The sequence below is a fragment of the Paenibacillus sp. 2KB_22 genome, assembly GCF_052115745.1.
Taxonomy (GTDB): Bacteria; Bacillota; Bacilli; order Paenibacillales; family Paenibacillaceae; genus Paenibacillus.
On record NZ_JBFRHG010000001.1, the window covers coordinates 1,873,828 to 1,899,421 of the forward strand.

Below are 25,594 nucleotides of genomic sequence, written 5' to 3' on the forward strand. Positions count from 1 at the left end.
TTATATACTCTATTGTGATGAAGCGCTCTCAGGTTGATGTTCTGGCTGTCCCTTCACGACAGAGCCGTCTTCCAGACGAAGCCATGTATCAAAGCTGTGTTGTCCCGCATTCAACTGAATGACGCGTCCTCCGCGCAGCATGCCTTCCCTTCCATATGTACTGTGCCCACTCGAACGCCCATAGCAGAGACGAATGCCGTGGTAATTCCCGTGAAAATCATTCACATGATCATGTCCGCAAAAGGTTCCCATCACATCGCCCATCTCCAGCAGTGCAGAGAACAGCCCCGAGTTCACTTGGGCAGAACAGACAGGCTCGTACTTGCTGCCATAACAGATCTGCGTGTCCCACATGGACTGGTATTCAGGAATCGGGATATGGAAAAACGCCAAGGCTGGTAGCTTATCCCCGCGGCTGCGGCCAGGATTGACGCGTATGGATTCAGACATCAGCCACTGGATCTGATTGGGCTGAATCCAGTCATAGCCGGGAATAGACTCAACTGTGGAATAACTCCCTGAATCGAGGAAATATAACACTGCAGCCGGACTGCCATCCGAATCGGCTACCTCCAGCGTGTAATTGCTCATACCTGCAATCTCGCTTGGACCAGGCTCTGTCACGTTATGCTCATGCTCCTGAATGACATCCATTAATCCATCGGGAGTAATTCGATTTTCCGTATCGTGATTGCCGTACACAAATGCCCACGGAATGCCACACTCCTCCACAACTGCTACGGCCTCACGGAAAGCCTGCTCTGGATGCTCACATGCCTTTTTCCCCTGATCCACCGGACCCGTATAGATCACATCACCAGTAAACACCACCAGATCGGGTTGTTCCGCCTGAACAACGGTATTCATTAACTGCCGGGTTCTGATATCCTCAGGACGACCGTCTTTCCAGTGCAGATCTGTAAACTGCACAATTTTAAACGTTCCATTTTTTTGAAAAGTCAGCTGTCGCTTCACTCTTTGACCCCCTCATTAGTAGTAAGTAAAATACATGTTATATAATCCTGATCTCGTTACACTCTGTATGTTGTTTCTTGTGATATTATGTTGTTTTATATGATCTTATCTTCACATGATAGTACTGTCAATACATCATTAACTTCATCATCACATCTCTGTCCCATGTTCTTGATTAACAAAATAATCAAGATTTTAAATGGTGCAGATTTATTTCATTTAAAATAACGTTCGGCAAATTGACAAGCTTCGCTTGACCTTTTAAACTATATAAATCAACATAAATCCACAAGACTACACAACTCATAAATTTAAAATACATATGTATACGCAATACAGGAGGTTCGACAACGTATGTCTCTAACGTATGAAGAGCGCAAAAACACTATTCTTACCCGTCTGGCTACCCAAGGGAAAGTTCAGGTTCAGGCTTTGGCAGATCTGTTTCAGGTATCTACAGAAACCATACGGCGCGATCTGGATCGACTTGAAAAAGAAGGCGAATTGCGTAAAGTCTATGGCGGAGCTGTTCGTGTACGTTCAGGAATGATCGAAGCCCCTTTTCAAAAGCGTGCGCAACTTCAGATGAATGAGAAACAGCGCATCGGCATAGCAGCCGCCGCTCTGATTGAAGATGGTGAAACCGTGATGCTGGACAATGGCACAACAACACTGGAGATCATGCGTCAACTAAGAAATCGGTCACAGGTGACTGTCATCACCAACTCAGTTCCAATCCTCACCTGTGCGCTGGAAGGTTTTGCAGGTAAAATCATTTTTGCTGGAGGTGAAATCAATTCAGCGGTACAAGCTTCCACGGGGCCAGTCACACATGAATTGCTGAGTCAGTTCAAAGTAAACAAAGCATTCATCTCTGCCGGCGGTGTTTCGTTAATGGATGGTATAACGGACTATTTGCTGGAAGAAGCACTTGTTTCCCGCAGAATGATGGAACGAGCAGAAGAGTCCATTTTGGTAGCCGATCACACCAAATTTGGTCGATCCACGTTTGCACAGATCTCCCCCATGAATCACATATCAATGGTCATTACAGACTCCGGATGTTCGACAGAATGGGTTGAGGCTCTGCATCAAATGGAGATTGAAACGGTTCACACGATTTGACAGTGTGAGCCATTTTTTATACCTTTATAAGGTATAATGACCGTTCTATCCTATTTTCAAGAGAGGACATTCCTGATTATGAGCAGCAAAAAAGAAATGCTTTTGAACGTGGCTGAAGAATTGTTCTACCTTCATGGCTTCCATTCTATTGGCTTAAAGCGAATTATCACGGATGCCGGGATCGCTATCATGACGTTATATAACCACTTTGAGTCCAAGGATGATCTCATCGTCCAAGTACTCCTGCGGCGCGAACAGCGTTATTTGGAACAGCTCCGGCAATATGCAAACAATAAAGAGCAACCCATGTTTATCAATCTGGCTGAAGGACATGCAACTTGGCTAAAAGAACACGAATCAAGGGGATGCTTGTTCTTACGCGCCAAGGAAGAATTCGGAGGTCACACAGACCATATCATCGTTCAGACAGTGAATGCGCATAAAAGACATATGAGAACATTAATCCAAACATTGGCGCCTGCTGCAAGTGATCGAGATCTGTTGCGATTCTCCCTGCTGCTGGAAGGTTCTACGGCACTTGCTGAGACAGAAAATGTAAATGACGTCTGCCGTGAATTGATCCATATGACGCAAACCAGTTTCAAATAATGCTATTCCGGGTGAGTTAGTAGTTCAACTCACTTTTTTATTTAAATGAAATTATAATGATCGTTCTATCTAAAAGGCGGTGGATTTAATAAAAAAAATTATCTTCCCAGGCATTGCACTTATCGCTGTATGTTATGCATTCGGGAGATTCAGTTATGGATTGTTTATGCCGGAAATTTCGAAAGCCTTACACTTGAATGATGCAGCCTCTGGGGCGATTAACTCAGGAACGTATATTGCCTATTGTCTGTCCCTTCTAACTGCACCCATGTTGATTAATCGCAAGGGGCATCATTATGTCATTCAATTGGCAGGGATCAGTGCAGTGCTCGGATTAACCGGAATCGCCCTGTCTCAGAATGCATGGGTTCTTGCATTTAGTGTATTTCTAGCTGGTTTGAGTACAGGCTGGGCCTCTCCGGCACTCGGTAACACGGTTAATGCCGAACTTGCACCGGATTTGCAAGCAAGAGGCAATAGCTGGATTAATACAGGGACCAGCTTCGGAATTGTTATATCCGGCCCACTCTACTGGCTGTTCACGGATTACTGGCGTCTAACCTACATCCTGTTTGCTGTGATCGGTGTTGTCGTTCTGTTGTGGAACAGACGTGTCATTCCGGCAACCAAGACACTGCCTTGTACCAAGTCACTCTGGACATGTATGAAACCAACCAGACCCGGGTCTGCTCTTCTGATGGCTTGTCTGTTAACAGGCGTTAGTTCGGCAATCTACTGGACCTTTGCCCGAAACTTCCTCACGGACGAGAAAGGGGCCTCCGATTCGGAAGCCGTGTTGTTCTGGATTGTGATGGGGGTTATGGGGATACTCGGCGGATGCGCTGGACGCATTATTGAACGTATTGAGATTGGGTGGTCCTACCGGATAGGTATACTTTTATTGGCTATCTCGCTGGGGGTAATCCTTCTTCCATCCATGGCAGCAAGCCTGATCTCTGCGATCATATTTGGCAGCACATATATTTTCCTGACCAGTGTATTTATCGTTTGGGCAACGCGACTATTCAGTCCAAATGTATCCATCGGAATTAGTCTTGCCTTTCTTGCGCTGGGTGCTGGGCAATTCCTTGGCTCATCCATGGCAGGTTACACGATTGAAGTGTTCTCCAATACAACGGCATTTCTGGCCTTTGCTGTACTCGGCCTGTTCGGATTGTTGATTCGGGTGAAATAAATGCTATAACAACCTTACGGTTGTGTTATTCTACTCGGCGTACACTTCCGGTCAGTCCATGTTGAAGCCGTACATCTGCAAAAGTAACTGTGGTCCCTTGCCCGATTGGGGATTGGGCCACAATGCCAACTTTGATCTCTTCGGGGCAATCGAGGCCAAAATAACGTACCAGCTTCCACTTCTCACCATCTTGAGAATAATGGAAAGCAAAGCTGCTGCCTGCGCGGGCTACACGTAAATAAGGCTTGCTGACATCTATAGGGGATGATACACAATCATCCGAGTTACCACGGGTCACAACACTGAGAATGGACGGCTGTTCTTCAAAAAATTCAAAGCAGACTTTAGCCCAATTCGTATCGTCCACCATTACCATCAGACAGCCCGAGTCATACTGTTCTTTCATGTCCACCTGTACTTGAGTGACGATGCTGAAATCTCCCTTGATTATCGTATGTAAAAATGGAGCTGAGGCTTTCACCGGGTCACCTCCTGGATCAATGAAAAAGTCACTGACTGGCGAAACGGTTATCGTTACTTTGCCGTCTTCAACGGACCAATCTGCTGGCTCGTTCAGCCATCCCAGGTTTGCAGATAATGTTTGACCTGAACAATGTTCGAATAGATTCGTCATGTGGCACACCCTTTGTGTTGGAGTATAAGTTTACTAATTTCTCTATTTGTATTCGGTATATACGATGGTTAATCCTGTAGGTTTTACTCAAATATCCCACCCTCAATATCGTACACTGATATCTCCGCATGATCACTTCTGGGGATCGATGATAAAATCAAATTTCTTCATAACGGGCTCAGTCACGTGTGCACGATTGGATAATACGTTCATCCCAGACCTGTACCTCAATATATCGTTCCGGCCCCTTATCACCTTTACGGTTCCATTCCTGAGGCCAACCATAGAACTGAATAACTTCCATGATTTCATGCTTGGTATAGATCTGCTTACGATAAGGTTTAGCATCGTCAAACCTCATTGTTGGAAACAAGTCCCCGTAGGTAAAACTCACAACTGCATCTGGAAGGTCATCCCATGGAATGATTACATGATCGGGTTCTGAATACCAGGACAACAGCCATTCGCATGCACCGAGCGTCAGATAATGTGGATATGATTGTAGCGGCTTCCCACCTTTGGCAACAAACTGTTCATAAGCCCTTTGCTCAAGCGTTCTGCGAATTGCCATGTAATCTGCGGGTCGTCGACTGGCAAAGTTCCTTCCCTGAAGACGGATCTTCTGTGTAACTGTTTCTGCTTCATCCGCAGACAGGCTGGAGAGATTTTTGAAAGGACCAAGACTTTGTTCAAAATAATGATAGGCATTCCAGTCGTGCATACATTCCCCTCCTTTGAACAGGATCGATTTGGACTTTTAAATTCAGTTGATAGAAATCGCCGCCCCTTACTATTAATAAGGTAATTTTATCCAAAATATGATAAACTGGACATACAAGATTACTTCAATGATATGAATTACAACAGGAGGAGATCAATCTATGTTTGGTGTTAACGTGAAAAAAATGGAAGATCAACTGGTCATCCGCTGGCAGTTCTCCAAAATCGAAATTCCAATTGTACATATCACATCGGTCACTCTGGATGATACATACGGTGGCAGCGAACCATCCGCCATTCGAATCGGTCCGGTTAATGGCACAAGCGAGAGGATTCTGATCCGTACGGTTAATCAATCATATATCTTATTCACGAACAGTGTGAATTTATATTCCAATATCCGAGATATGCTACAACCGGCAAACTAGATTGTGGTTCGAAACGGATTTTTATGTTTCTCCAAGGAATAGCTCTATTTACATATGTACGCAACCAAAAAGAAGCGTGAGTATTCGCATTAATTCTTACAGCGAGTACTCACGCTTCTTTGATGGCAATACCAGTTGTTCGAAGTAAAGTTCCTACAACCAACTCCATTTCGGTAGCTGATCCAACGTAATAATCTCTTCGCTGTTATACACTTCCTTCAAAAACGCCAGTTCATTATGCGTCCCGTCCCTCAGAAATCCCCCTGTCCAGGTACAGAACCAACTCCAGTGTACATCCTGTTCCTTCATTTGCTTGGGGTCAGGGATGGAGCCGTTCTCGGCCAGTGCAATAATTTTGCGGTCCTTCACAAGCTCACACAGATTAGTGTAACGTGCAGCCAGCGGGCTGTGATCTCCTGCTTCCGGGTATACATCCACACTCACAATGTCCACGACATCATCCCCTGGATACCATTCCTGTTTTTCCGAGTTCCAGACCCAGATGAGATTGTACAGCTCGTGCTCGTGCACTAATCGATCATACAACAACCTATACAACTGTATGGCAGGTTCGGGGCCTTTCGCTCCCCACCAAAACCATCCACCTTCAGCTTCGTGCAGCGGTCGGAATAACACGGGCACACCAGCATCCTTCAACTCTTGCAAGTGAACTGCAATCGCGTCGATATCCCGGATCAATAACTGATATGCTTCCGATTCAGTATCAGCCAGCGCTGAACTCAGATCATAGGTAGTCGCATCCGTATAAAACCCCCGCCACCACTCCTTGCCCGGTTCATCGATCAGATTCGTAGGTGCATTCCAGTGCCAGCATAGCGTCACGATTCCCCCTTGATGGTGCCATGCAATGGCATCCCGAATCTCCTGAGAGACCGCGCCGCGCTCTGTTCTTGATGGCGAATATTCCATGAGATCGAAGCCAATCACAGCTGGTTTCCGCCCTGTATTTTCATTAATCCAGTTCAGATTGCTGTAGTCCTGCTGACCTGACAACATCCCTTTCCCATAACGCTCGACCAGGAACGCCATTAGTTCTCTCGCTTCGGATGTCGCTGCTTCATTCACCGGAGCACTGTTGATCATACGTACCGTCATCGCTAACACCTCCAATTAGGTTTACCATGTTAACCCACAACCCCCGAGCGCTCAATGCTCTCCACAAAATAACGCTGCACGAACAAGTACAAAATAATCAGTGGTGCAATCGCCAGCAAAATGCCTGTATCCACGATCATCGCCACATAGTTCGGATCGGCCTTGATGCCCGAGTTCGAGCCAAAGCCCATCAGTTGTGGGATCAACTGGTTCGCCTGAGCAGGTAAGGAAGCCACCTTCAGTGAGATCAGTGGACTTTCACTCATGAATAATGCCGAATAGAACGTATCGTTGTACTGCCAGACAAATGAGAACAGAATGACCGTGATCAGCGGTGAGATCGCATTGGGCAGCATGATTTGAGCGAACGTTTTGAATCCGCCAGCACCGTCAATCAGGGCGGCCTCCTCAATTTCCTTTGGCATTCCCTTGAAAAACTGACGGAAAATATAGATGAACAGCCCCGCTTTCAGTCCTCCTGCCGTAGCCGCCGTAATCATGGAAGGCCAATACGTATTCAGCAGATTGATGCCATTCTTTCCGGTAAACAACTGGATCATGCCCATAAAATCAAAGCTGCGGAAATGCAGATACATCGGCACCATAAGCGTACTTGTCGGCACCAGAATGGTGAGAATGACCAGGACAAAGAGCACATTACTGCCTGGAAAAGAAAACCGGGCGAAGCCGTAACCTGCAAGCGCACAGGACATGGCTGTCAGAAGCGTTGTGATGGTAACAAACAATAACGTGTTCGCCAGCAAAGGCAGGTAATCCATCACTTGCGCCGCTAGCCGAATATTATCCAGCGTAAAGTGCTGAGGAATCATATAAATCGTTGGATTGTAGATATCCTGTTTGTCCTTGAATGCCACTGACACTTTGAGAAATAACGGATATAAAATAATAAATGAAATACCAATGACCAAAGCATATCTGAATATAGAATAGAGAAGGTCCGATGTCTTGTTTCGCACCCGCTGCATGTGGTAATTCTGCTTCGGAACTACCACCATGCGATCTGTCCCTGATGCAGCCATAATCTGAAGCCTCCCTCAATGTGAACTGTCAGTTGTAATGAACACGCCGTGACAGTACCCAGCCCACTACGATCAGTACAAGGCCAATCACCAGCGTATATAGCCAGGACATCGCCGAGCTTAAGCCAAAGTTCTGGGTTTTGAATGCGGTCTGATAGATAGCCTGTGTGACCGGACTTCCGGCAAAGGAATCAATGATTGTATAGATGACATTTGTCAGAATCAATGGACTAACCATTGGAAATGTAATTTTCCAGAACGATTCATAGGCTGTCGCCCCTTCGATCTTCGCAACCTCATACATTGATCCCGGTACCGATTGCAGCGCGGCAAGGAAAATCAGAATCTGCACACCCGAGCTGCTAATAATCTCATAAATTCGCATGATGGCTTCAACGATGTAATCCACATAGGCCATTGGCAATCCCACATCCGCCAGCATCCGCACAATGGATACCACATTGAACGAGGCACCACCATCAGCGGCCGCATCGACAGCACTTGCATCCCCCATCAGATTGATCAATCCCGCAGACTCTGCTGCTGCGACTGCACTGGAAGCCAGAATAACCGGCAGGAAGAAGATCGCACGCGCCATCGTCCTACCTCTGAACTTCTGGTTAAGCAGTGTTGCCGTAAACAGACTGAAGAACAGAATCATCGGCACATTCAGCAACATCGCTCCTACGGAATCCACCAGAATCCGGTTGTATGTAGCATCAACCAGAAGCGCATCCTTGAAATTTTTAAGTCCAACAAAGTCCAGGACGTAACCGCCCGGAGCAACGGACAGATTACTCAAACTGAACCGAATCGATTGCAGGAGCGGTGTGGCAAAGAGGAAGATGAAACCGAGCAACCACGGAGAAATAAATGCAAGTCCAAGCAGCGCTCTCCGTGACTTCAGCGATAATCGAATGGTTCTCATCGGTTCACTCCTCCCACCACATAGTCCGTCCCGCCAACCGTCGTTCCATCCACGGTTACTGCATCCGCATTGTAATTCACAAGAATGGTTGTACCGTCAGTATAAGTGACTCGGACCACACCTTGCTGAATGCGTTCATGTCTGAGGATTTTCTCATTCGTTAAATCTCCCAGTACTTCATCGGCCTGCTTATACAAAGCAATGGCGTCATCCACCCAATAGCTGTACTCCGTTGCGTAGGCCGAATCATAATTCGTCAGCTTCAGCCTGGATGAGGGTTCATAGGTCCATTGGAAATATGGAGCGGCCCCAAGCTCCAGGCTTCGCAGCAACTGTTTGCGGAGATCCTGATCCCCCGACGTGTTCATCGGAGATGCCGCATAGTTCATGTATCCATGAATGACCATCGCATAAAAAGGAACTTCTTCATCGGTAATATTGAACCGACTCGACCCTGCGGGTACATTCACAACATGTTGTGCACTACCCCAAGCGTAGCTATTTGCTGTGGATACCATCAGGTTCGGATAGGACTGTGCCAACTGGCCCAGCTGCTCCTTCACTATGTTTTTCGCCGTCTCCCGATGAATCACCCGACTATCCCGGTAATCTGAAGTCAGGACCTGCCCCAGATCACGAAGGGATAATCCGCCGAGGTCCAGTTGATTGAATTGGTCAGTAAACTCACTCACCACATAAGGAAGCTTGGCCGCTGAGAGCAAATAATAGCTGTCCTTACTCTGATCCATGCGATTAAGCGCAGGGTTGTATGGATACAGTTCTGCTGTCTCCTTTGTAACAAACCGCGCCGCATCCGAAGAAGGAGCAAAGCGCATATCATTGTGATAAATGTGCTGGAAAGCCACATCCGGGTACAAAGCTCCACCCGACTGCTCCAGCTTAGCGGACAACGCCTGAAGTTCGGAACGACTGCCTACTTCATTGTCCAACTTCACCTGCGTTGGCGTATGATGGCTGATACCACCGCCGAACCATCCCTGATACCGCATTTGTACACGGTTCACACCATTCTGCTGTAACTTCGCTGCCATTTCGGTGGCCTGTTCGTACGTCGTCATAGCTAAAGTGGTCCGATAGGGCACGCTTAGGAACGAAGCCTTTTTGTCCACTGCACCAAGCACATCTACATAAAACGGCAACGCTGTCTGTTCCGCGAGGGGTTTCAGTACATCCTGGTCTATTAACTGCTGTTGATACAGGCGAGCCATCCCCGAGTAACTGGCGTCTTCTCCATGAAGGAAATGATAGCGGACCTGAATATCTCCGCGGTAAGGCTCTTCGCCAAGCAGCTGAATCTCCTGCATTTTCTGCGAGGTGTACATCTCCAGTTCATCCTCACCACGCAAGGAGAAGGTCGCATGCACGTGATTGTAACTGTTCTGCCTGCCTCCTATATCCGCGGAGATACTGGCTATGCCATCCCCTTTTTCAATGACTGCAAACCAGGCATTCTCCCCGTTTTTGAGACCAAACACAGGCATATGCGCGGATTCACTAACCTGAGGACGACTGAGTGAATTATCATTCGGGTCTGCCCCATATACACGCTGTACATACTGCTCTTCCTGGGTTTTCCCGTTGTTCAGGTGGATCAGGCTACCCGAACCGTCAGGTACGAGCATGTAGCCTTCACCTTTCGTATCCGCAGCACCAAAATAAGCGAGCAAATCAATATTTCGAATGCGGTATTGCCCACTTTCCTGAAACTGACTCAGGGGCACGCTCACAACAAGCGCTCCCTTCTCCAGTCGGTATTCCACAGGAATCACGAAGCTGGGCTTATCCGATACACCTCCGCCTTCGACCCCGTTCTCCTGATTGTCAAAAGCCAGATCGTCCGCCGTGTAACCCGCCGTCTCAAAGGCTCCCAACATCTTGTTCAGCACAAGTTGCTTCGAAATCTGTCCATCCAGCCGCTCCAGAATATCCGGATTGTTCTTGGTTGGATAATAACGGGCAGATGTGTATCTTGCGACAGTAGCGTCCAGTTTGGAAAGTACTTTCTCCTCCAGGCGCTGTTTGCTAATCAGTTTAGGCAGCGCATCAATACCAAGTGATGTATCACCAAGTGTATAGTTCACCCGAATCCCCTGATCGATCTGACCCACTGTGAATTGTTTGTTGCTTATACTCGAACTGAAATTTGGAAAGTTCTCCAGTGTGCCCATCGCATCCCGGAAAGACACGTTTAACTGGGAGGACAGCACTTCTTTTTCATACGCAGAAGCAAGACCGTCCTCAGCCCGTTCTTTCGGGTTGCTGTACCAGACCTCTCCACTTTTCCCGTCACGAACGGCAATTTCCGTTGTCTCCTCGTTATAGTACAAGGCTAAACCCTGATCTTCGGCGACCAGCTGCATCCCAGGCACCCCCTGCGAAGAGTCACTACGAAACTGCAACGGTTCCTCCGTGACGGGCATGGCTTCGGTTGTTGCATCCAGATAAGCCGCCGCTTCTACGGCAGGAATGCCCCTGTTGTTTATATACAGCAGTCCGGCTGCAATCATGATTACAGCTGCACCACCAGCCAGCACCGTATATATTCGTTGCCTTTTATTCACGGATGCCGCCTCCTTTAGGTCCGAAAAATCAACTCGCGGTAGATGTTATAACCGAATTCGTACAACTGTTGCAGCATGCTGAAGACCAGTGCGCCAAGGAATACAATAATGCCCATCACAATGAGTGTCAGCACCATCGTAACGATTGTTTTAAACACCGTGTACTGGTGTACCGTCATCATGCCAATGAACAGAAGCAGTACAAACCAGAAAAACGCGATGCTATTGAACAGATAATAAAAAGCAGTCTCCTCCTGCACCATGAACCTGCTAATCACGATCATCGGGGCATAGACCAGAATAACCGGAATGAGCGAATATCCTGTCGCCAGAACGATTTCCCTGAATTTGCCCTCGCCTTCCATCAAGGTCGTTACTGCCCAATTGGCCAAGCACCATAGAAAGAACGGCACCGCAACTGTGGCGATCTCAATGATGCTGTTAATCGTGCGGGGATCGATGTAATTGACGAGAAAGCCTGCGTACTGCTTTTGCAAAATCATCATGACAATGGTAAGCGCGAGTGCTGCCAAAGCAACAAGCAGCCGTCCCCGGTTATCCGACTTGAGGTCCCAGAATGCATCAATGGGGTGAAAAATGAGATGCAGCGGAAACTTAATGAAATCCTGCTTCACGATCGACCTGCCTCCTCCGTCTCCATTTAGCCGCCACCCGGGTCAGGATCAGAAAGACAATCAGCGCGATTACAGCCGTCAGGAATGTACCAAAATGTTCCTTCATCATCTCTCGCCGATGCCTCTTGAACGCGACAGAATAACTCTTGCGATCCATCCCAAGTTCGAAGTAACCCAGCGCCTCCTCGTTTTTCTTCTCCATTAATAGGGACTTGCCGATACCGATATAGGCGATGTCATAGTTGGCATCCAGCTTCAGCACTTCTCTCCATATATTCACGGCTTCCGTGTCCTCGCCCCGATAGTGGAGTGCCACCGCTTCATTCACACGGGTACCAAAACGGGTTGGCTCATAGACAACAAGATTGTTCTTCCCCCGGTCCAGAACCAAGTGGTGCTCACCCGATTGTTCAATCGCGACTGGCGTTTTGAGCGTGCCTATCTGATTTCCTTTGCCACCGTATATGTAGAGCAGATGACCTTCATCGTCATACGTGAACACCCGGTTCTGTGTCGCATCCAGTACACTGTACATGCCGTCGCCCAGTACTTTCACATCAATCAGTTTGGATGGACCGGGATTGTTGCGGAACCGGATATCACCTTTGACGTCATAATACCCAAACCGCTTCAGTACATCTTCGCCAGACGGGTTAAGGCGTTTGATCGGTTCATTCGAACCTGGATCAATATTCGTCGCATACACGAATCCTTTGTGATCGATGTCCGCATTGGAGAACTCCGTTGGAACAAACAGGACCATCTGTGCACGCTGGGCTTTGGTGGATAACATGCGCCAGATATATTCGCCGTAGTCCCGCTCCACTTTGTTGGTACCGACGTATCCGATAAATGTCCCATTCTCGTCAAATTGCATAATGCCTTCGTAGACCCCCTGCGCCACAACATACACGCGACCTACATGGTCCACCGTTAGTTTCAAAGGCTGGAACTGGAATTGGGTCGACAGAATATCCGACTCAGGCTTGGTTATGGTATGAAGCAGCCTCCCTTCTCCATCCAAAACAACCACTCGACTGTTGCCCGTATCGGCGATGTAGAGGCGTTCTTCTTCATCCACAAACAATCCGCCTGGAAGATTAAAGCTCTCTTTGCTGCCCTCTGTCATGAATCCATCGATAACGCGCAGCAGCTTAAATTCCGGGTCCAAGACGACAATTCGATTGTTGCCACTATCCAAAATGTAGATCAACCCGGACGGAGAAACGTTCACATCACCGGGGTCTTTGAACTCACTAATGCCGAGGTCACGGCCTGAAATGGTGCGCTCGGGCAGATAAGCATCTGGTGAAGGAACAGCCTCTTTCCAGTAGTTGTAGTTATAACTCTCATACGGCGCCGGGGAGGCCGCCGCAGGCACGGCATTCACCAGCAGCAGAGATACTGCCGCCAGGAGAACAAGCCATCTTTTCACTGTGCGTGCCATATCGTTCCCCCTTAATCCTTCATGCCCGAGCTCGCCATCGTCTCAATGATTCGACTCTGAGAGAAAATAAATAGCGTGATCGGCACACTCATCAAAATCAGTGCTACCGCAGCACCGGCTCCTGCCCGGGATATTCCGCCCTGAATAATCTGACCTGCTGCATAATGCAGGGTCTTGAGCTGCTCGCTGTAGATGTATCCATTGCCATCACTGCCCCATAACATCTGGAACAGCAGTATGATCAATGTCAGCCAGGCTGGCTTCACATTAGGCATAACGATGGACCAAAAGATCCGGTATTCACTGGCACCATCAATCTTGGCTGCTTCCAGCAGTGCATCCGGGATCTGCTCCATGAACTGTTTCATCAGGTACAACCCGAGTGAATAGGCAAATGCCGGGATGATAACAGCCCAGTACGTGTCAATCCATCCGAGCCATGACATGATCATATAGTTCGGAATGGCCGTCACCGCAGGTGTGAACATCAGTGACAGTACGACCACTTGGAACATGAATACTTTACCTGGAAACTTGTGCTTGGCAAGTGGGTAGGCTGCTGCAGAAGCAAGCAGCACATGGCCTACAATTCCGATGCCTGTAATAAATACCGTGTTGAATATATAGCGTGAAAACGGCACCCACGAGTCACTCAGCAGATTCAGCAGATCTGTAAAGTTGCTGAACGTGGGATTTTTGACAAACAGCGTTGGCGGAAAGGTGAAAATCTCATCCAATGGTTTGAATGCATTGTTGATCGCATAGATCAGTGGCAGCACCATGAAGGCACCAAATACGAGCAGAAGGGCAAACAGGGAGAGACTTCCCGATAACGAGCGATTCACCCGCTTTTTGCCTGTCGCAATTGCAGCCATAGCTATTCTCCCACCCTTCGAAGCAGTTTCTGTACCAGCAAGTTGGTGCCCACCATGATCATGAACAGCACGGTCGCAATCGCCGATGCGTATCCCATCTCAAACCGCGTTGTACCAAAGTCGATCAAGTGGGTGACTACCGTCTCTGCCGCATAGTTCACGCTTGGGAACCCGGCCAGTGCAATCGACACATCAGCCACGGCAAACGAGGTTGTAAGCTGAATAACTGCGCCAAACATGAGCTGTGGTCGCATCGAAGGCAGGGTAATGTACCATAGCTCCTGCCAGCGATTTTTGATCCCATCCACCGCACCCGCTTCATATAACGTCCGATCCACAGTCTGCAAACCGGCGATAAACGCCAGAAATCCAGTTCCGAGACTCAACCACAACTGCACGAGAATGAGGATGGGCATAATGTAGGCTTCTGTCTTCAGCCACTGGATCGGTTCCAGCAAAAAGCCCCATTTGATCAGCTGCCCATTGGCAATGCCATAACGATCTCCCGAGAAAATCATCAGCCAGATAAAATACACATTGCCCGAGATGGAGGGCGCGTAGAAGATCAGCGTCATGAACGCTCTCCATTTCGGTGTTAACTCATTAATGATCCACGCGAAGACGAAGCAAGCAATGTAACTGATCGGTCCGGTAATGATGGCAAACAGCAGCGTATTCTTGATCGCAATCAGGAATACATCATCCTCCAGAAACAGGCGAGTATAGTTCTGCCAGCCAATGAAACGTGGAAATTCCAGCATGTTAAAGTAGGTGAAGCTGAGTATGATCGAGATGACAACCGGAATCACGGTAAACATGAGGAACAGGAGCATATAAGGTGCAAGCAGAACATAGGAATGTTTGCTGGCCTTCATTTCCTGGAGCTTCCAGCTCCACCACGATTTCATGCCCATCCTTGACGCTTTCTCAGGAGGACTGTTTTGTCCGTCTCGGAATGATATTTGTGGCACGGTTAACCCTCCCTCTGCTTACGGAAGACCAAATTCATTACGCTTCACTCGAATTTCGTCCTGAATATATTGGGTATAATCCATGATGGATTCCCTGGCTTCCACTTGGCCAACAACGGTTTTGTAAAATGCATTGAACAGATGGCGGCCTGTAAAATAACCACCAGGTACTTCGGGAATGCCCTTCACGGTTTCGAATTGTGCCTTCAGATTGGCGTAATCCTCCGCAGGCCACGGCAGGGAATCCAGTGCCTTGATGTTGGCCGTTGGATAACGGGCAGCGGCACCCATCAGCCCTTCCATCTCTCGTCCGAATTCCGCCTGAATCGGTGTACTGGTCCACCATTTCATGAACGCCCACGCCGCATCCTGATCCTTGGCACCCTCCAGCATCATGACTGCGCTACCTCCACCGGGTACGTCCCGATTCAAGGTTCCATCCGCTTGAACGGTTCCCGGTACAGGAACGAATCCCCATAATCCTCGAATCTCCGGTGCAAATACGGACAACTGGTTGTACATGGTGTAATCCGTTAACCCAATAGGCATCTGTCCTGTCCGGAAACGGTTGGCAAAATCATATTCCCGCTCCAGCTTGTAATCGGTATAGAACTCCGTCCACCGCTTGAACGTCTCGATCCCGATCCGGGAATCCAGATCCGATTCCTTGTCATCGTTCCGATAGAAGGCGCCTCCGTTCTGAAGCAGCATCGTGGCATACTGGGAGTTGGGCGGAATATTGACCCCCTGCATATTGGCCTGGGTTACAATCGGCATGCCAAATTCCATATGATGCTTGCTCAGAATCGCGAGCAGAGCCTCGACATCCTCCCAGTTCTGAGGCACTTCAAGCCCGAGTTCTTCCAGCACGTCTTTACGGTAAAACAACATGTTAAAGGTCTGTGTTTCTGGCAGGGCATATACGCCTGAATCATAGGCATACGGCACGATTGCACTTTCCCTGAACTCCTGTTCCACGGTGCTGTAATCACTGAATTGCGTCAGATCTACAGCCGAATTCCGCATCGCAAAGTTCACGGGCAGATCATTGCCGATCTGCATCGCAACATCCGGCCCTTCACCGGACAAGGTTGCTGGCAGCAAGGTTCCCATGTTGACCAGCTTCAGATTCACGTTAATGCCACTGTCTGGTGTGAAGGTCTTGTCAATCATGGCTTTCATCGTGTTCGCCTGATCCCGTCCGCTACCAATCCAGACGGTTACGGTGCGCTGATCTTCCGATGTAGCTACATTGCCGATCTGGTTATAATCAATGAAGAACGAATGATAGAATATCTTCGCCTCATGGCCGAGCTTCGCGAGTGGCCCCATCCCTGTTCCCCGAATATTTTGGTCGATCGAAGTGACGTACAGTGCGTCGATCTCAAGGGGCTGCTCTCGTGCCTGCTGCACCCATGTGCCGAGCCCCCCTGTGTTGGTTTTGTATGCCGCGAGCCGCCTTGGAATGGTATCTGGCTTGTCAATCATCTCGTCCAGTTGCAGCGCCATCGTCTTGATCAGCGCTTCCTGATCGCTGGACTGTCCTGACAGGAGACGAAGCTGTGCGGCCACGTCTTTGAGTCTTTTACTTTCTCCGCTGAACACTTCCAGCAGGTTCGGGATCTGCTTCTCCACCCGGTAATCCCGGAATTCATCGGGTTTGGTGCCTGTAATCATCAGAATGCGCCGGTACATGGAGTTCAGGTTGTACAGACTGTCCTCCACATTTCGGATGAGGGGCGCAAAATCACCTAGGCTGTTCTCCAGCCGCAGCACATGTTTTCCTTTTTCCAATTGAAACTTGTATGCTTCCTTGCCGCCCATGACGTCAATGCGATAGTCACTTTGATAACGAAAAGGTGCTTTGGCCATCTCTGCAAACGGAACTTCACCGTCAATGGTCAGTTTGCGTGTAGAATAGATGCCTTTGACAAAATTCTGCTGTGCGGTAAAACTGATATGATACAGTCCGCTCTCCGGTACATCCACTTCCCATTCAATCCATTGTCCTGGCAGACGCCAGTTAAAGCCGCCAATCGTATTAATGCGCACCTGGGAAGCGCTGTAAGGAGATACCGCAGAACTTGATCTTTCGCTCGTCGGGTATAACGTAGGTGAAGATTTGGCAACAGCAGCTTCTCCTTCAATGCGAATAAGTACATCCTTCGGTTGCCCAGAGGAATTCGACTGTTGTGCACCCGCAGTCTCTGCGTAAGGGACGGCTGTCTTCTCATTGAAAAGACGAATGGACCGGATCACCATGGGTTCACGCGAGGATTTTAGCGTTAGCGTATGTTCCCCTTTTTCCAAATAAAACTTGAATGGAACCTGTTCGTACCCGTCTGAGTCCTGAAACGTTTCTTCCATCCAGCGTGGTTGCTCCACTTGTCTCGGGCGTAGATCATTGCCTTGATTGTCCTGCTCTACGACATCTTTCTGATTCGCCCATACCCGATCAAACTGCAAATAGGCGGCTTCCGCAAAAGGAAGTTCATCGTCAATGTACAATGCACGCTCAATAGCCGAGCTCTTGCCTTCAACGGGATAATAGATTGCGGACAGGTTATACAGCCCGGTCTCTGGCACGTTAATGGTCCAATCAACTTGTCCGGTCTCTCCGGTATGGAGAGATATGCCATCCATTCCCTCATAGTCGGTCAGTTGGCGGACGTCCTCACCTTCGGCTCTTATGTAATCTCCCGCTTCAATGATGATGTCCACACTTGGCTGTGAAGCCTGGCCTGTTCCAGAGCGATACTGTTCGTATCCCTTCTTCTGCCGGGTCTGCTGCAAGATCGCATCCACTTCAATGGCAGGTAGACTGTCAGGTGGAACGTCTGCACTCTTCCCATCAACGCCGGAAGTTACATATAGAATGATGCAGGCTGCTGCCACGATGATCACTGTGGACCATATCCATGTCTTACGTTGTAGAATTCCAGCCATCCTACGAGTCCTCCTCATCAAGGCTGATGCCAGCAAAGCCGATTTGGTGGTTCAGTAAAAAGGGGCTACGTGCAACGTTGCCGACACGAGCCCCTGCCTGAATCGTTTGCTGGTGATAAGTTCTTATTGTTTGCCGAGTTTATCAATGGCATCTTGTGCCTGTGCTTTATATTTCTCCGCTGTTGCCGTCACGGAAGCATTGTTTTTGATGATATCGTTCACATAATCCCCGAAAGGGTACCCCGTGTAGGCATCATCCAGCAAGATGCGGCCTGTTCCAGCGATGTGCTCGCGAATGATGGCAATATCCTTCTCGTCGGTATAACGACTCTCCAGATAGTCCTGACCTGGATACTCTTCGATCTGAGGGATATCGAAGGTCTCTTCATAGATTTGGTAGACGATCTTCGGATCCTCCACACCTTTTGGAATGAATTTCGCCGATGCCGCGTTGTTTGCATAGGTGACCTCTTTGCTACCTTGTGGCCCGTTCGGAATCGGCACAACACCGACAGCAAAGGTGAGATCGCCCAACTGCCATTCGGCTGCGGTGAACAGGGCTACGTCTCCATCCTTAAAGGTATTGCTTTCCTCCCAATTGGTTTTGTCGCCGGTTTTGACCTTCACGACATTTTCCACGTTGTACAGTCTTTTGACGAATTCGGCAGCTTCAATCGTTTTCGGATCGGACAATCCTTCTTTGCTATGTTCATCATCCACGATCGTTCCACCATTGGCAGCGGTAAAATGACGAACGACATCAAGCGCCCAGCCAGAAAATCCGTATACGTCAATTTTTCCGTCGTTATTGGTATCTTTGGTTGCCTGTTTGGCGAGTTCCATGAATTTGTCCCAATCCCATTCGCCTTGGTTATACAGTTCTTGAGGATCAGGTAATGACAGTTTCTTAAACAAGTCTCGGTTATAGTGAAGTCCCAGACCAATGCTGGTTGGTGATTCGAAGGCATATTCATTGCCTGCAATAGCAGGAAACTTTGTAATCAGGTTAGCCTCTTGGTTGATGTTATTCTCAGGTGTGGTGAATTCGGAGATGGGCAACAGTTGCCCTTTGAGGATGGCAGGTAGTGCGGATTTGTATTCCATCTGAACGATGTCGGCGAACGGCTCGCCAGCCAGTGCAGACGTTGTGAATTTGTTCATGTATTCTTCGAAAGGCACGTTGACGAATTCCAGTTTTACGTTGTATTTCTTCTCGACCTCTGCAATTTTATCGAGTCTGGCCTTATCGGAGGCTGTCTCTCCCGCCGGTTTCAAGTCCCACCAGGCCGCGACCTTAATGACACGTCCACCCAGATCAGGAACATTAACCACAGCTTCCTCCGCTCCGCCCTCTTTCTCTGTCTCAGCGACTTCGGTGCTGTTGCCTGAGTTCGTTGTTCCGTCTGCTTCGGTCCCCGTCTGCGCTGTCCCCCCACCACTGCAAGCGGATACAAAAAGTATCACGGCCAATAACATCAGAGGTAGAACATTCCATCTTCTAATCATGATTTTAACAACCTCCCCGAATGTGTATACCAATCATGGTCCACCCTTAATCGTTAACCCCATTCATCAACCAATCGAAAATGAAGAACCACCACCATTTGTTATTTTCTTGTTTGTTTTTGACAAACAAAATTTAACACAGCAAAATGTAAGCGTCAACATTTTTGTTGTTAACATTTTCTAATTATTCTGATAAAATGCTGATTAATCTTAAATATTCCTGTACTACAGCCTATTCAGCATCCCCAAACCTAAGTACACCCTTATTAAAACAAAGAACACATTACGTTATTTTGTTATTTTTTAAAAATAACAAAATAATAATTTAAAAAGACAAAATTCGTCATTCTATCTGAAAATGTGCTTACCGTCACGGTGAACTTTTATCCTAAATTGCTGTGCATCATTAACATTCTGAATTCTTTGTCCGTTATTAGATTAAGAGAAATACATCATGCTATACTAGGATCAGTTGGATATCGCTCCGAATAAGGAATACGGCAGAACTACGAGTGTAAGGATGGTATGATGAAGACGAAGGTAACAATTCAGGAGATTGCACATTTTACGGGTTTGTCGAAATTCGCGGTGTCACGAGCTTTGTCTGGAAAATCGGGCGTTAGCGATCAGACGAGAGATGTCATTCTCAAGGCTGCTGGCAAACTTGGGTATTTCAAAGATAACAGCATGTTGTCTGGCGAACTGTATAACAGCCATGAATCTCTTCAGGATCTGAAGAGCACACGATCAAGTGGGACGATATTGATTTTGTTTCCCAATGTTCGGTACCAAAATCAGGACTCCGTATACTGGGGACCCGTCTTTAACGGGATCTCTTCCAAGCTGAATCAAAAAGGGATTAATATTCTGACCCTAACGGAACCCTCAGCAGACCAGCTATTCACCCTGCTCAACCCGGATGCCATTCGTGGAATCATTACCGTTGGCTCGATCTCGACTCCGATTCTGCTTGAAATCAAGCGGCTCAGTATTCCGGTTGTCATGGTTGATCATCTGGACCCTGTTTTTCACAGTGATAGCATATTCACCGATAACTTTGCATCCATGCGAGAGATCATGCTCTATTTGCTCCGCAAAGGCTTCAAAACATTCCAGTTCGTTGGCAATACCAGTGATGCTCACAGCTTCTATGAACGCTGGATTGCTTATACTTCTGTTCTCACGGGTCATGGGATGGAAATACATCAGATTCCCGAGCTGAGTAATCAGGCATTGGATGAGTTCCGCCAGACGTTCACTTCGGTGATTCATGAGGATAACCTGCCTGAAGTGTTTGTATGTGCGAATGATTTCTATGGGCTATATACCATAGAAGCCCTTGAAAGTATGGGGATTCGTGTACCCGATCAGTGTGTTGTCACGGGATTTGATAATCTATACGACAATATCCCATTACTGGCTACTGTTAATGTGAACAAGGAATTGCTCGGTGCGCGTGCAGTGGATCAGATGTTATGGCGCATTGCGAATCCAGAAAGTAACGTCGAGAAAAAATTAATTCTTGCTGACGTCATTATTCGTGAACAGTTCAGCAGGCATAGTGGATAAAAGCAGACGAAATACCCTCAAACCCGTCAATGAGATGACGGGTCTGAGGGTATTTGTGTTTCGTTTAGGATACAACTCTGGATCATTCCATCCTACGTATCTGTACGCACATCATCCCACGCCTGATCCAGATAACAGATCAGCCAGTTCAAAGCACGGTGACGTTCATAAGCCACTCCACCATTCAAGCCAGCGGGAGGTGTTCTGTCATTCACACGACTATCCACACACACCCAGTTATAACGGTAGATCAGGTCTGCTTCATCCAGAATTTCGCTCTTGCTACGCAGAGATGCATTGGAGAGAAAGTCGGTAAAACGATCCTTCTGTTGCAAATAACCGACATCCTTCCCTACGTTACACAACTCCGTTGGTGCACCCAGTTCCTTCACATAACCAAGCGCCCACAACATCACGTGGTACGCTTCATATCCCCAAGAGAAGGAGATGATCTCCTGCTGCTCTGCTCCGTGCTGGTCGATAAACCTCTTCTCTACGGGTGAGAAAAAGGATTCAGCCTCATACTTGTCGATCACTTCCTGAACCAGAGCTGCAGTATCTTCCGCGCTTTCGCCTGCTCCCAGACACTCTCCCTTAAGCGCGGCAAGACACAAAGCAACCGCACGGCGCGTGACTTCCTCTTTACTCCGAATTGTAGTGTGCTCTTCTCCGGCCCTTGCAGGCAAGTTCGCATTATACGGAATGCCTTGTTCCGTCAACCGTTGCTCTGAACGGGCTTTACGTTGAATTGCAGACTCTGACTGGGTTCTAGCATCGTCCAGGAAACTGGTGTGCGCTGTCACCGTGTAATCCTCCACCTCAGACTCTCCATTCACGTCCAGCAATAGCTGACCTTGAGCATTCAGCAAAGATCCACCTCCCCAGAAAATGACGGCATCCAGAGCATCCGCCAAGCGCAGCAACTCGCCGAAGAATTCTTCCGATATATCCTCTTCCGTCTCAATACCAACCACCATGTTCAGTGTGGAACATTTGATCAATACCTTTTCCTGGAGCGAAGCATTGCGCCCCTCAATCTGACTCAAAAATCCAAGCATCCCCTGAATCATGGTCGTAAATTCCTCAGGATGTGTCTGGCTGGTCATGATATTGAAGCCTTTTGTTTTCTTACTGAGCCATTTCTTCTGAGTCACTAGAATATGAGTCTTGTCTTCCCGGCGTTTAATCGTACCCTCAGGATAAATGGATTGAATCACTTCAAACAGCTGATCCAGATCAAACTGAGAGCTGTATATCGCACAATTTCTCATGAAGTTCACCCTCTCCGTTATCGTGTAAATGTTCAGTTGAACATATATGACTAATCCTTGTATGGATCGAATTCATTACCTCCGGCCATGGCAACACCAACGGGACGCAGCACATGGTTGATTTTCAGTGTATTCGCATGGGCGTTCAGTACATCTTGCAGTTTCTTATACACAAACGGACTTTCGTCTGTGCCCGCTCCCCGCAGCTCGACACCATAGGCACGAATCGCCTCATGCATCTGTGCTTCGCTAATCTCGCCGCCCATGCGTGTGCGCAGCTTGTAATTCATTTTGCCAGCCGCCTGGGTTCGGCTCATCGTGCGCCCTGCCCCATGAACGGTGCTGCGGAATGACTCGGTATTCTCTTCGCTGTGGATCCCCTCCACAATCACCGAGATATCCCCCATACTGCCTCCGACAAAACCGAGCTGCCCGGGTGCCAGGGGTGTTGCGCCTTTGCGAACCACGACGACCTCTTCACCCATATGCTGTTCCCTCCAGGCAAAGTTGTGATGATTATGTACGGCATATTCAGCACTTGCCCCGAGAATTCCGAGTACCTGTTCAATGACATAATCACGTCCTGCATAGGCGTATCTGCCCGCCAAAGTCATTCCATCCCAATACATATCACCCATTTCGCTGTTCAGGTCAAACAACGTAGGCGGTTGATCCATGGATTCGCCCGGAGCTTTGCCACTGAACTGACGTCCTGCGGCCAGGTTAAGGAACCCACTCGCCACTTTGTGACCGAAACCGCGGCTACCAAAATGATTCGCGATCCACACCTTTCCCGTAGCCTCTTCTACAAAAATATCCACGAAATGATTGCCACTGCCTACGGTTCCGAGTTGGTTGCGTGCGAGTGTCTTCAGCTTATGTTGTAATCCTGGTTCAATGGTATCAAATAGCTTCCAGCTCCCGTCGTCGAACAGTTCATGATCCACGGGTGTTGGGTTGTTACGACCCACGCCGAAAGATATGGTCGAATTGATGTCATCCATAATCGTCACAATCTGATCCCGAATATCATCCCACATCAGATTGGTGCGCACAGCCTTGTTGCCACAGGCAATATCATATCCGACACCTGACGGACTGATCATATTCCGATAAGCGACAACACCACCGATGGGTTGCGAGTAACCTTTGTGGTGGTCGGCCATCAGAGCCACACCCAAGACATCTCCATATTGCGAACAAGTCACCGCCTGACTTACGGCGTTCTCCAGCGGCTCCCCCCAGACTTTAATGTTATCTACGATACGCATAATTGTGTTAACCTCCTATGTATTATTTTGAATATTTCATCTTCAATTTTTGTCTATTACTTTCATTAGTTTAACAAAGATCAGCGTAGCTCGAAACGTTTTCATCCTTCAGATCACCAATTATCTACACATAAAAAAAAGAGAGCTCGGCTCCCTTTTCTCACGGTCGGTAACTATTCACCTCTTACTAATCTTAAACTTGAACGCCCAGGTCGCTGTGTTACCAGAATATCGACCTCTGTTCTCGGTCACCACTACGGAAAGCGTCTTATTGGTTGATTTGGAGAACGAAGATAGTTTGACGTTGGTACTTTTACTCCCGTAATCGGGAATTTTGTCCTGTTCTTCAGCGATAGCCTCCAGTTTCAACGTACCTGTAGACTTCAGATTTAAGGTGACCGATGAACCCTCTTCCAGATCTTTGCCGTTCACACTTGCTCCGATGGCCCATTCATTACCGACAGAGTTGTTCTCGACAAGCTCTGCGCTCACCAACGTCACGGTTACCTTAACCGTTTTGGCAGCAGCATAAGAGGTTGGGGAACATACGGCGAATACCAGGCTCAGAATCATGAAAACATTAGCCCATTTTTTGAGCACGAGAGTGCCTCCCTCTTATTCGTTTCATTTGTTAAGACTATGCCTTATTCGCTATGTTCCTTAAGTAATCCTTCCACTTGTGTAAGAAATTTTCATCCGCTTGGATATTTAAAAATGCTTCCGGTAACCCTGAACCTTCTCATCCTTGAAACCCAGCTTCTCATAAAATATATGCGCTTCCTTGCGCTGATCGCCAGACACCAGAATCATGTAACCACAACCCAGATCTTTGGCAATTCGCTCAATCTGGAGCATTAATCTCTGCCCAATGCCCTGCCTGCGTACCTGATCCGATACAATCACATTCTCCACAACCATGAACGGTTTGCATGGACCCACCAGATCCATACACTCAATTCCCATAACAGACCCAACCAGTTTGCCATTGTAAAATGCCCCAAGCACATGATAATGACCGTTCTGCTGTATGTATTGGAACATCTTTTTCATCTGCTGCTCATTGGTAGGCATTCCCATCAACTCATTGTATAGCTGGCTTAGTGCCGGTAAGTCTTCAAGTTCGATTCCTTTAATGGTAATCATTGTTATCCTCCTGATTTGGTCTTATTTCGCGTAGGTTGTCTTACGTGAGGTCCTTCTTAAAATAATAATGACTGTGTCCAGTCGGTGCATTCTCGATCGTTGTGATTATTTGGTAGCCATGCTTCTTGTAAAATCCCGGTGCTTGATAGGAGAAGGTATTTAACATGACAAAATCACAAGATTTCTCTCGTGCAATTCGCTCAACTTCAAGCAACAACTGTGAACCATATCCACGATGCCGCTGTTCAGAATCCACCCATAGAATATCAACCTCCAGCCAGTTCCAGCAAAGTGTACTAAGCACACCTGCGACAATCTTGCCGGTCTCATTTTTGATATTGAAATTCAATTCTTCGTAACGATGCCTTAATTCCTCGCTCACATGTGCAGCATTAAATGCGATAAGTTGCTGGCGAACATACTCTGAATCCTCTGAAGTACTTGGATTGATATTTATTTGGGACATCCTCTTCTCCCCCTATCGTCATTACTCACAGCCTCATTTATTTCTTGCATATTTTAACATAAAGTTATCCCTTACAAAATAAAAAAAACGCACCTTCTGTACAGGAAGGCACGCTGATGTAACTTGCATTAGTTCACATATG

The 25,594-nt window shown here is 47.7% G+C and carries 23 protein-coding genes; 5 read left to right on the top strand and 18 right to left on the bottom strand.

Features of this window, described 5'->3' with window-relative positions; translation table 11 throughout:
- Positions 1-9 precede the first annotated feature (9 nt).
- The gene (locus AB4111_RS08070; RefSeq protein WP_442031093.1) at positions 10-975 is read right to left on the bottom strand and encodes a metallophosphoesterase family protein; all 966 of its coding nucleotides are present in this window, start codon (positions 973-975) and stop codon (positions 10-12) included.
- 354 nt (positions 976-1,329) lie between these two features.
- Here AB4111_RS08070 and AB4111_RS08075 point away from each other — a divergent pair, with 354 nt between their 5' ends.
- From AB4111_RS08075 to AB4111_RS08085, 3 genes are all read left to right on the top strand, one after another.
- A complete protein-coding gene (locus AB4111_RS08075; protein WP_442031094.1) occupies positions 1,330-2,100 on the top strand; it encodes a DeoR/GlpR family DNA-binding transcription regulator in 771 nt (256 codons plus the stop codon).
- Positions 2,101-2,178: 78 nt separating this feature from the next.
- On the top strand, positions 2,179-2,709 hold the full coding sequence (locus tag AB4111_RS08080) for a TetR/AcrR family transcriptional regulator (RefSeq protein WP_442031095.1): 531 nt from the start codon (positions 2,179-2,181) through the stop codon (positions 2,707-2,709).
- Between the two features lie 79 nt (positions 2,710-2,788).
- On the top strand, positions 2,789-3,904 hold the full coding sequence (locus AB4111_RS08085) for an MFS transporter (RefSeq protein ID WP_442031096.1): 1,116 nt from the start codon (positions 2,789-2,791) through the stop codon (positions 3,902-3,904).
- A gap of 25 nt (positions 3,905-3,929) precedes the next feature.
- Here AB4111_RS08085 and AB4111_RS08090 read toward each other — a convergent pair whose 3' ends face one another.
- Entirely contained in the window at positions 3,930-4,538 is a 609-nt protein-coding gene (locus AB4111_RS08090) for a DUF1349 domain-containing protein (RefSeq protein ID WP_105597907.1), read from the bottom strand.
- 178 nt (positions 4,539-4,716) lie between these two features.
- A complete protein-coding gene (locus AB4111_RS08095; RefSeq protein ID WP_442031097.1) occupies positions 4,717-5,259 on the bottom strand; it encodes a hypothetical protein in 543 nt (180 codons plus the stop codon).
- A gap of 160 nt (positions 5,260-5,419) precedes the next feature.
- On the opposite strand from AB4111_RS08095, the gene AB4111_RS08100 reads away from it, so the two are divergent.
- The gene (locus AB4111_RS08100) at positions 5,420-5,686 is read left to right on the top strand and encodes a SunI/YnzG family protein (protein WP_442031098.1); all 267 of its coding nucleotides are present in this window, start codon (positions 5,420-5,422) and stop codon (positions 5,684-5,686) included.
- Between the two features lie 153 nt (positions 5,687-5,839).
- On the opposite strand, the gene AB4111_RS08105 is transcribed toward AB4111_RS08100, so the two are convergent.
- The 10 genes from AB4111_RS08105 to AB4111_RS08150 form a co-directional block, all read right to left on the bottom strand.
- Positions 5,840-6,802 (bottom strand): glycosyl hydrolase, encoded by a 963-nt coding sequence (locus AB4111_RS08105; RefSeq protein WP_442031099.1) that lies wholly within the window; start codon positions 6,800-6,802, stop codon positions 5,840-5,842.
- A gap of 29 nt (positions 6,803-6,831) precedes the next feature.
- Positions 6,832-7,842, bottom strand: a complete 1,011-nt coding sequence (locus AB4111_RS08110; protein WP_442031100.1) for a carbohydrate ABC transporter permease — start codon at positions 7,840-7,842, stop codon at positions 6,832-6,834.
- A gap of 28 nt (positions 7,843-7,870) precedes the next feature.
- A complete protein-coding gene (locus tag AB4111_RS08115; RefSeq protein ID WP_442031101.1) occupies positions 7,871-8,770 on the bottom strand; it encodes a carbohydrate ABC transporter permease in 900 nt (299 codons plus the stop codon).
- On the bottom strand, positions 8,767-11,352 hold the full coding sequence (locus tag AB4111_RS08120) for a DUF5696 domain-containing protein (protein ID WP_442031102.1): 2,586 nt from the start codon (positions 11,350-11,352) through the stop codon (positions 8,767-8,769). Before AB4111_RS08120 ends, AB4111_RS08115 begins: the two co-directional genes overlap by 4 nt.
- 14 nt (positions 11,353-11,366) lie before the next feature.
- Entirely contained in the window at positions 11,367-11,987 is a 621-nt protein-coding gene (locus AB4111_RS08125; RefSeq protein ID WP_442031103.1) for a YIP1 family protein, read from the bottom strand.
- Positions 11,968-13,434, bottom strand: a complete 1,467-nt coding sequence (locus AB4111_RS08130; protein ID WP_442031104.1) for a gluconolactonase — start codon at positions 13,432-13,434, stop codon at positions 11,968-11,970. The genes AB4111_RS08125 and AB4111_RS08130 overlap by 20 nt, the downstream gene beginning before the upstream one ends.
- An 11-nt stretch (positions 13,435-13,445) precedes the next feature.
- On the bottom strand, positions 13,446-14,309 hold the full coding sequence (locus AB4111_RS08135) for a carbohydrate ABC transporter permease (protein WP_017689719.1): 864 nt from the start codon (positions 14,307-14,309) through the stop codon (positions 13,446-13,448).
- Positions 14,310-14,311: 2 nt separating this feature from the next.
- On the bottom strand, positions 14,312-15,223 hold the full coding sequence (locus tag AB4111_RS08140; protein WP_442031600.1) for a carbohydrate ABC transporter permease: 912 nt from the start codon (positions 15,221-15,223) through the stop codon (positions 14,312-14,314).
- A gap of 75 nt (positions 15,224-15,298) precedes the next feature.
- A complete protein-coding gene (locus tag AB4111_RS08145) occupies positions 15,299-18,226 on the bottom strand; it encodes an extracellular solute-binding protein (protein WP_442031105.1) in 2,928 nt (975 codons plus the stop codon).
- A gap of 123 nt (positions 18,227-18,349) precedes the next feature.
- Positions 18,350-19,732 carry an ABC transporter substrate-binding protein gene (locus AB4111_RS08150; RefSeq protein WP_442031106.1) on the bottom strand — a complete coding sequence of 461 codons (1,383 nt, stop codon included), beginning with the start codon at positions 19,730-19,732 and terminating at the stop codon, positions 18,350-18,352.
- 528 nt (positions 19,733-20,260) lie between these two features.
- Here AB4111_RS08150 and AB4111_RS08155 point away from each other — a divergent pair.
- Positions 20,261-21,301 (top strand): LacI family DNA-binding transcriptional regulator, encoded by a 1,041-nt coding sequence (locus AB4111_RS08155; protein ID WP_442031601.1) that lies wholly within the window; start codon positions 20,261-20,263, stop codon positions 21,299-21,301.
- Positions 21,302-21,393: 92 nt separating this feature from the next.
- On the opposite strand, the gene AB4111_RS08160 is transcribed toward AB4111_RS08155, so the two are convergent.
- The 5 genes from AB4111_RS08160 to AB4111_RS08180 all read right to left on the bottom strand — a co-directional run bounded on the left by AB4111_RS08160 (position 21,394) and on the right by AB4111_RS08180 (position 25,452).
- Complete coding sequence (locus AB4111_RS08160) at positions 21,394-22,572, bottom strand: DUF4272 domain-containing protein (protein WP_442031107.1); 1,179 nt, start codon at positions 22,570-22,572, stop codon at positions 21,394-21,396.
- 50 nt (positions 22,573-22,622) lie between these two features.
- Entirely contained in the window at positions 22,623-23,843 is a 1,221-nt protein-coding gene (locus AB4111_RS08165; RefSeq protein ID WP_442031108.1) for an RtcB family protein, read from the bottom strand.
- A gap of 177 nt (positions 23,844-24,020) precedes the next feature.
- On the bottom strand, positions 24,021-24,443 hold the full coding sequence (locus AB4111_RS08170; protein WP_442031109.1) for a hypothetical protein: 423 nt from the start codon (positions 24,441-24,443) through the stop codon (positions 24,021-24,023).
- Between the two features lie 108 nt (positions 24,444-24,551).
- Positions 24,552-24,986 carry a GNAT family N-acetyltransferase gene (locus AB4111_RS08175; protein WP_442031110.1) on the bottom strand — a complete coding sequence of 145 codons (435 nt, stop codon included), beginning with the start codon at positions 24,984-24,986 and terminating at the stop codon, positions 24,552-24,554.
- A gap of 40 nt (positions 24,987-25,026) precedes the next feature.
- On the bottom strand, positions 25,027-25,452 hold the full coding sequence (locus AB4111_RS08180) for a GNAT family N-acetyltransferase (protein WP_442031111.1): 426 nt from the start codon (positions 25,450-25,452) through the stop codon (positions 25,027-25,029).
- Positions 25,453-25,594 lie beyond the last annotated feature (142 nt).

What these genes read in the sequence shown, in the direction of transcription:
- AB4111_RS08150 (WP_442031106.1), bottom strand. Translation starts at nt 19,732, where the DNA reads ATGATTAGAAGATGGAATGTTCTACCTCTGATGTTATTGGCCGTGATA.
- AB4111_RS08095 (WP_442031097.1), bottom strand. Translation starts at nt 5,259, where the DNA reads ATGCACGACTGGAATGCCTATCATTATTTTGAACAAAGTCTTGGTCCT.
- AB4111_RS08175 (WP_442031110.1), bottom strand. Translation starts at nt 24,986, where the DNA reads ATGATTACCATTAAAGGAATCGAACTTGAAGACTTACCGGCACTAAGC.
- AB4111_RS08075 (WP_442031094.1), top strand. Translation starts at nt 1,330, where the DNA reads ATGTCTCTAACGTATGAAGAGCGCAAAAACACTATTCTTACCCGTCTG.
- AB4111_RS08165 (WP_442031108.1), bottom strand. Translation starts at nt 23,843, where the DNA reads ATGCGTATCGTAGATAACATTAAAGTCTGGGGGGAGCCGCTGGAGAAC.
- AB4111_RS08180 (WP_442031111.1), bottom strand. Translation starts at nt 25,452, where the DNA reads ATGTCCCAAATAAATATCAATCCAAGTACTTCAGAGGATTCAGAGTAT.
- AB4111_RS08160 (WP_442031107.1), bottom strand. Translation starts at nt 22,572, where the DNA reads ATGAGAAATTGTGCGATATACAGCTCTCAGTTTGATCTGGATCAGCTG.
- AB4111_RS08140 (WP_442031600.1), bottom strand. Translation starts at nt 15,223, where the DNA reads ATGGGCATGAAATCGTGGTGGAGCTGGAAGCTCCAGGAAATGAAGGCC.
- AB4111_RS08130 (WP_442031104.1), bottom strand. Translation starts at nt 13,434, where the DNA reads ATGGCACGCACAGTGAAAAGATGGCTTGTTCTCCTGGCGGCAGTATCT.
- AB4111_RS08100 (WP_442031098.1), top strand. Translation starts at nt 5,420, where the DNA reads ATGTTTGGTGTTAACGTGAAAAAAATGGAAGATCAACTGGTCATCCGC.
- AB4111_RS08145 (WP_442031105.1), bottom strand. Translation starts at nt 18,226, where the DNA reads ATGGCTGGAATTCTACAACGTAAGACATGGATATGGTCCACAGTGATC.
- AB4111_RS08135 (WP_017689719.1), bottom strand. Translation starts at nt 14,309, where the DNA reads ATGGCTGCAATTGCGACAGGCAAAAAGCGGGTGAATCGCTCGTTATCG.
- AB4111_RS08090 (WP_105597907.1), bottom strand. Translation starts at nt 4,538, where the DNA reads ATGACGAATCTATTCGAACATTGTTCAGGTCAAACATTATCTGCAAAC.
- AB4111_RS08110 (WP_442031100.1), bottom strand. Translation starts at nt 7,842, where the DNA reads ATGGCTGCATCAGGGACAGATCGCATGGTGGTAGTTCCGAAGCAGAAT.
- AB4111_RS08080 (WP_442031095.1), top strand. Translation starts at nt 2,179, where the DNA reads ATGAGCAGCAAAAAAGAAATGCTTTTGAACGTGGCTGAAGAATTGTTC.
- AB4111_RS08115 (WP_442031101.1), bottom strand. Translation starts at nt 8,770, where the DNA reads ATGAGAACCATTCGATTATCGCTGAAGTCACGGAGAGCGCTGCTTGGA.
- AB4111_RS08105 (WP_442031099.1), bottom strand. Translation starts at nt 6,802, where the DNA reads ATGACGGTACGTATGATCAACAGTGCTCCGGTGAATGAAGCAGCGACA.
- AB4111_RS08155 (WP_442031601.1), top strand. Translation starts at nt 20,261, where the DNA reads ATGAAGACGAAGGTAACAATTCAGGAGATTGCACATTTTACGGGTTTG.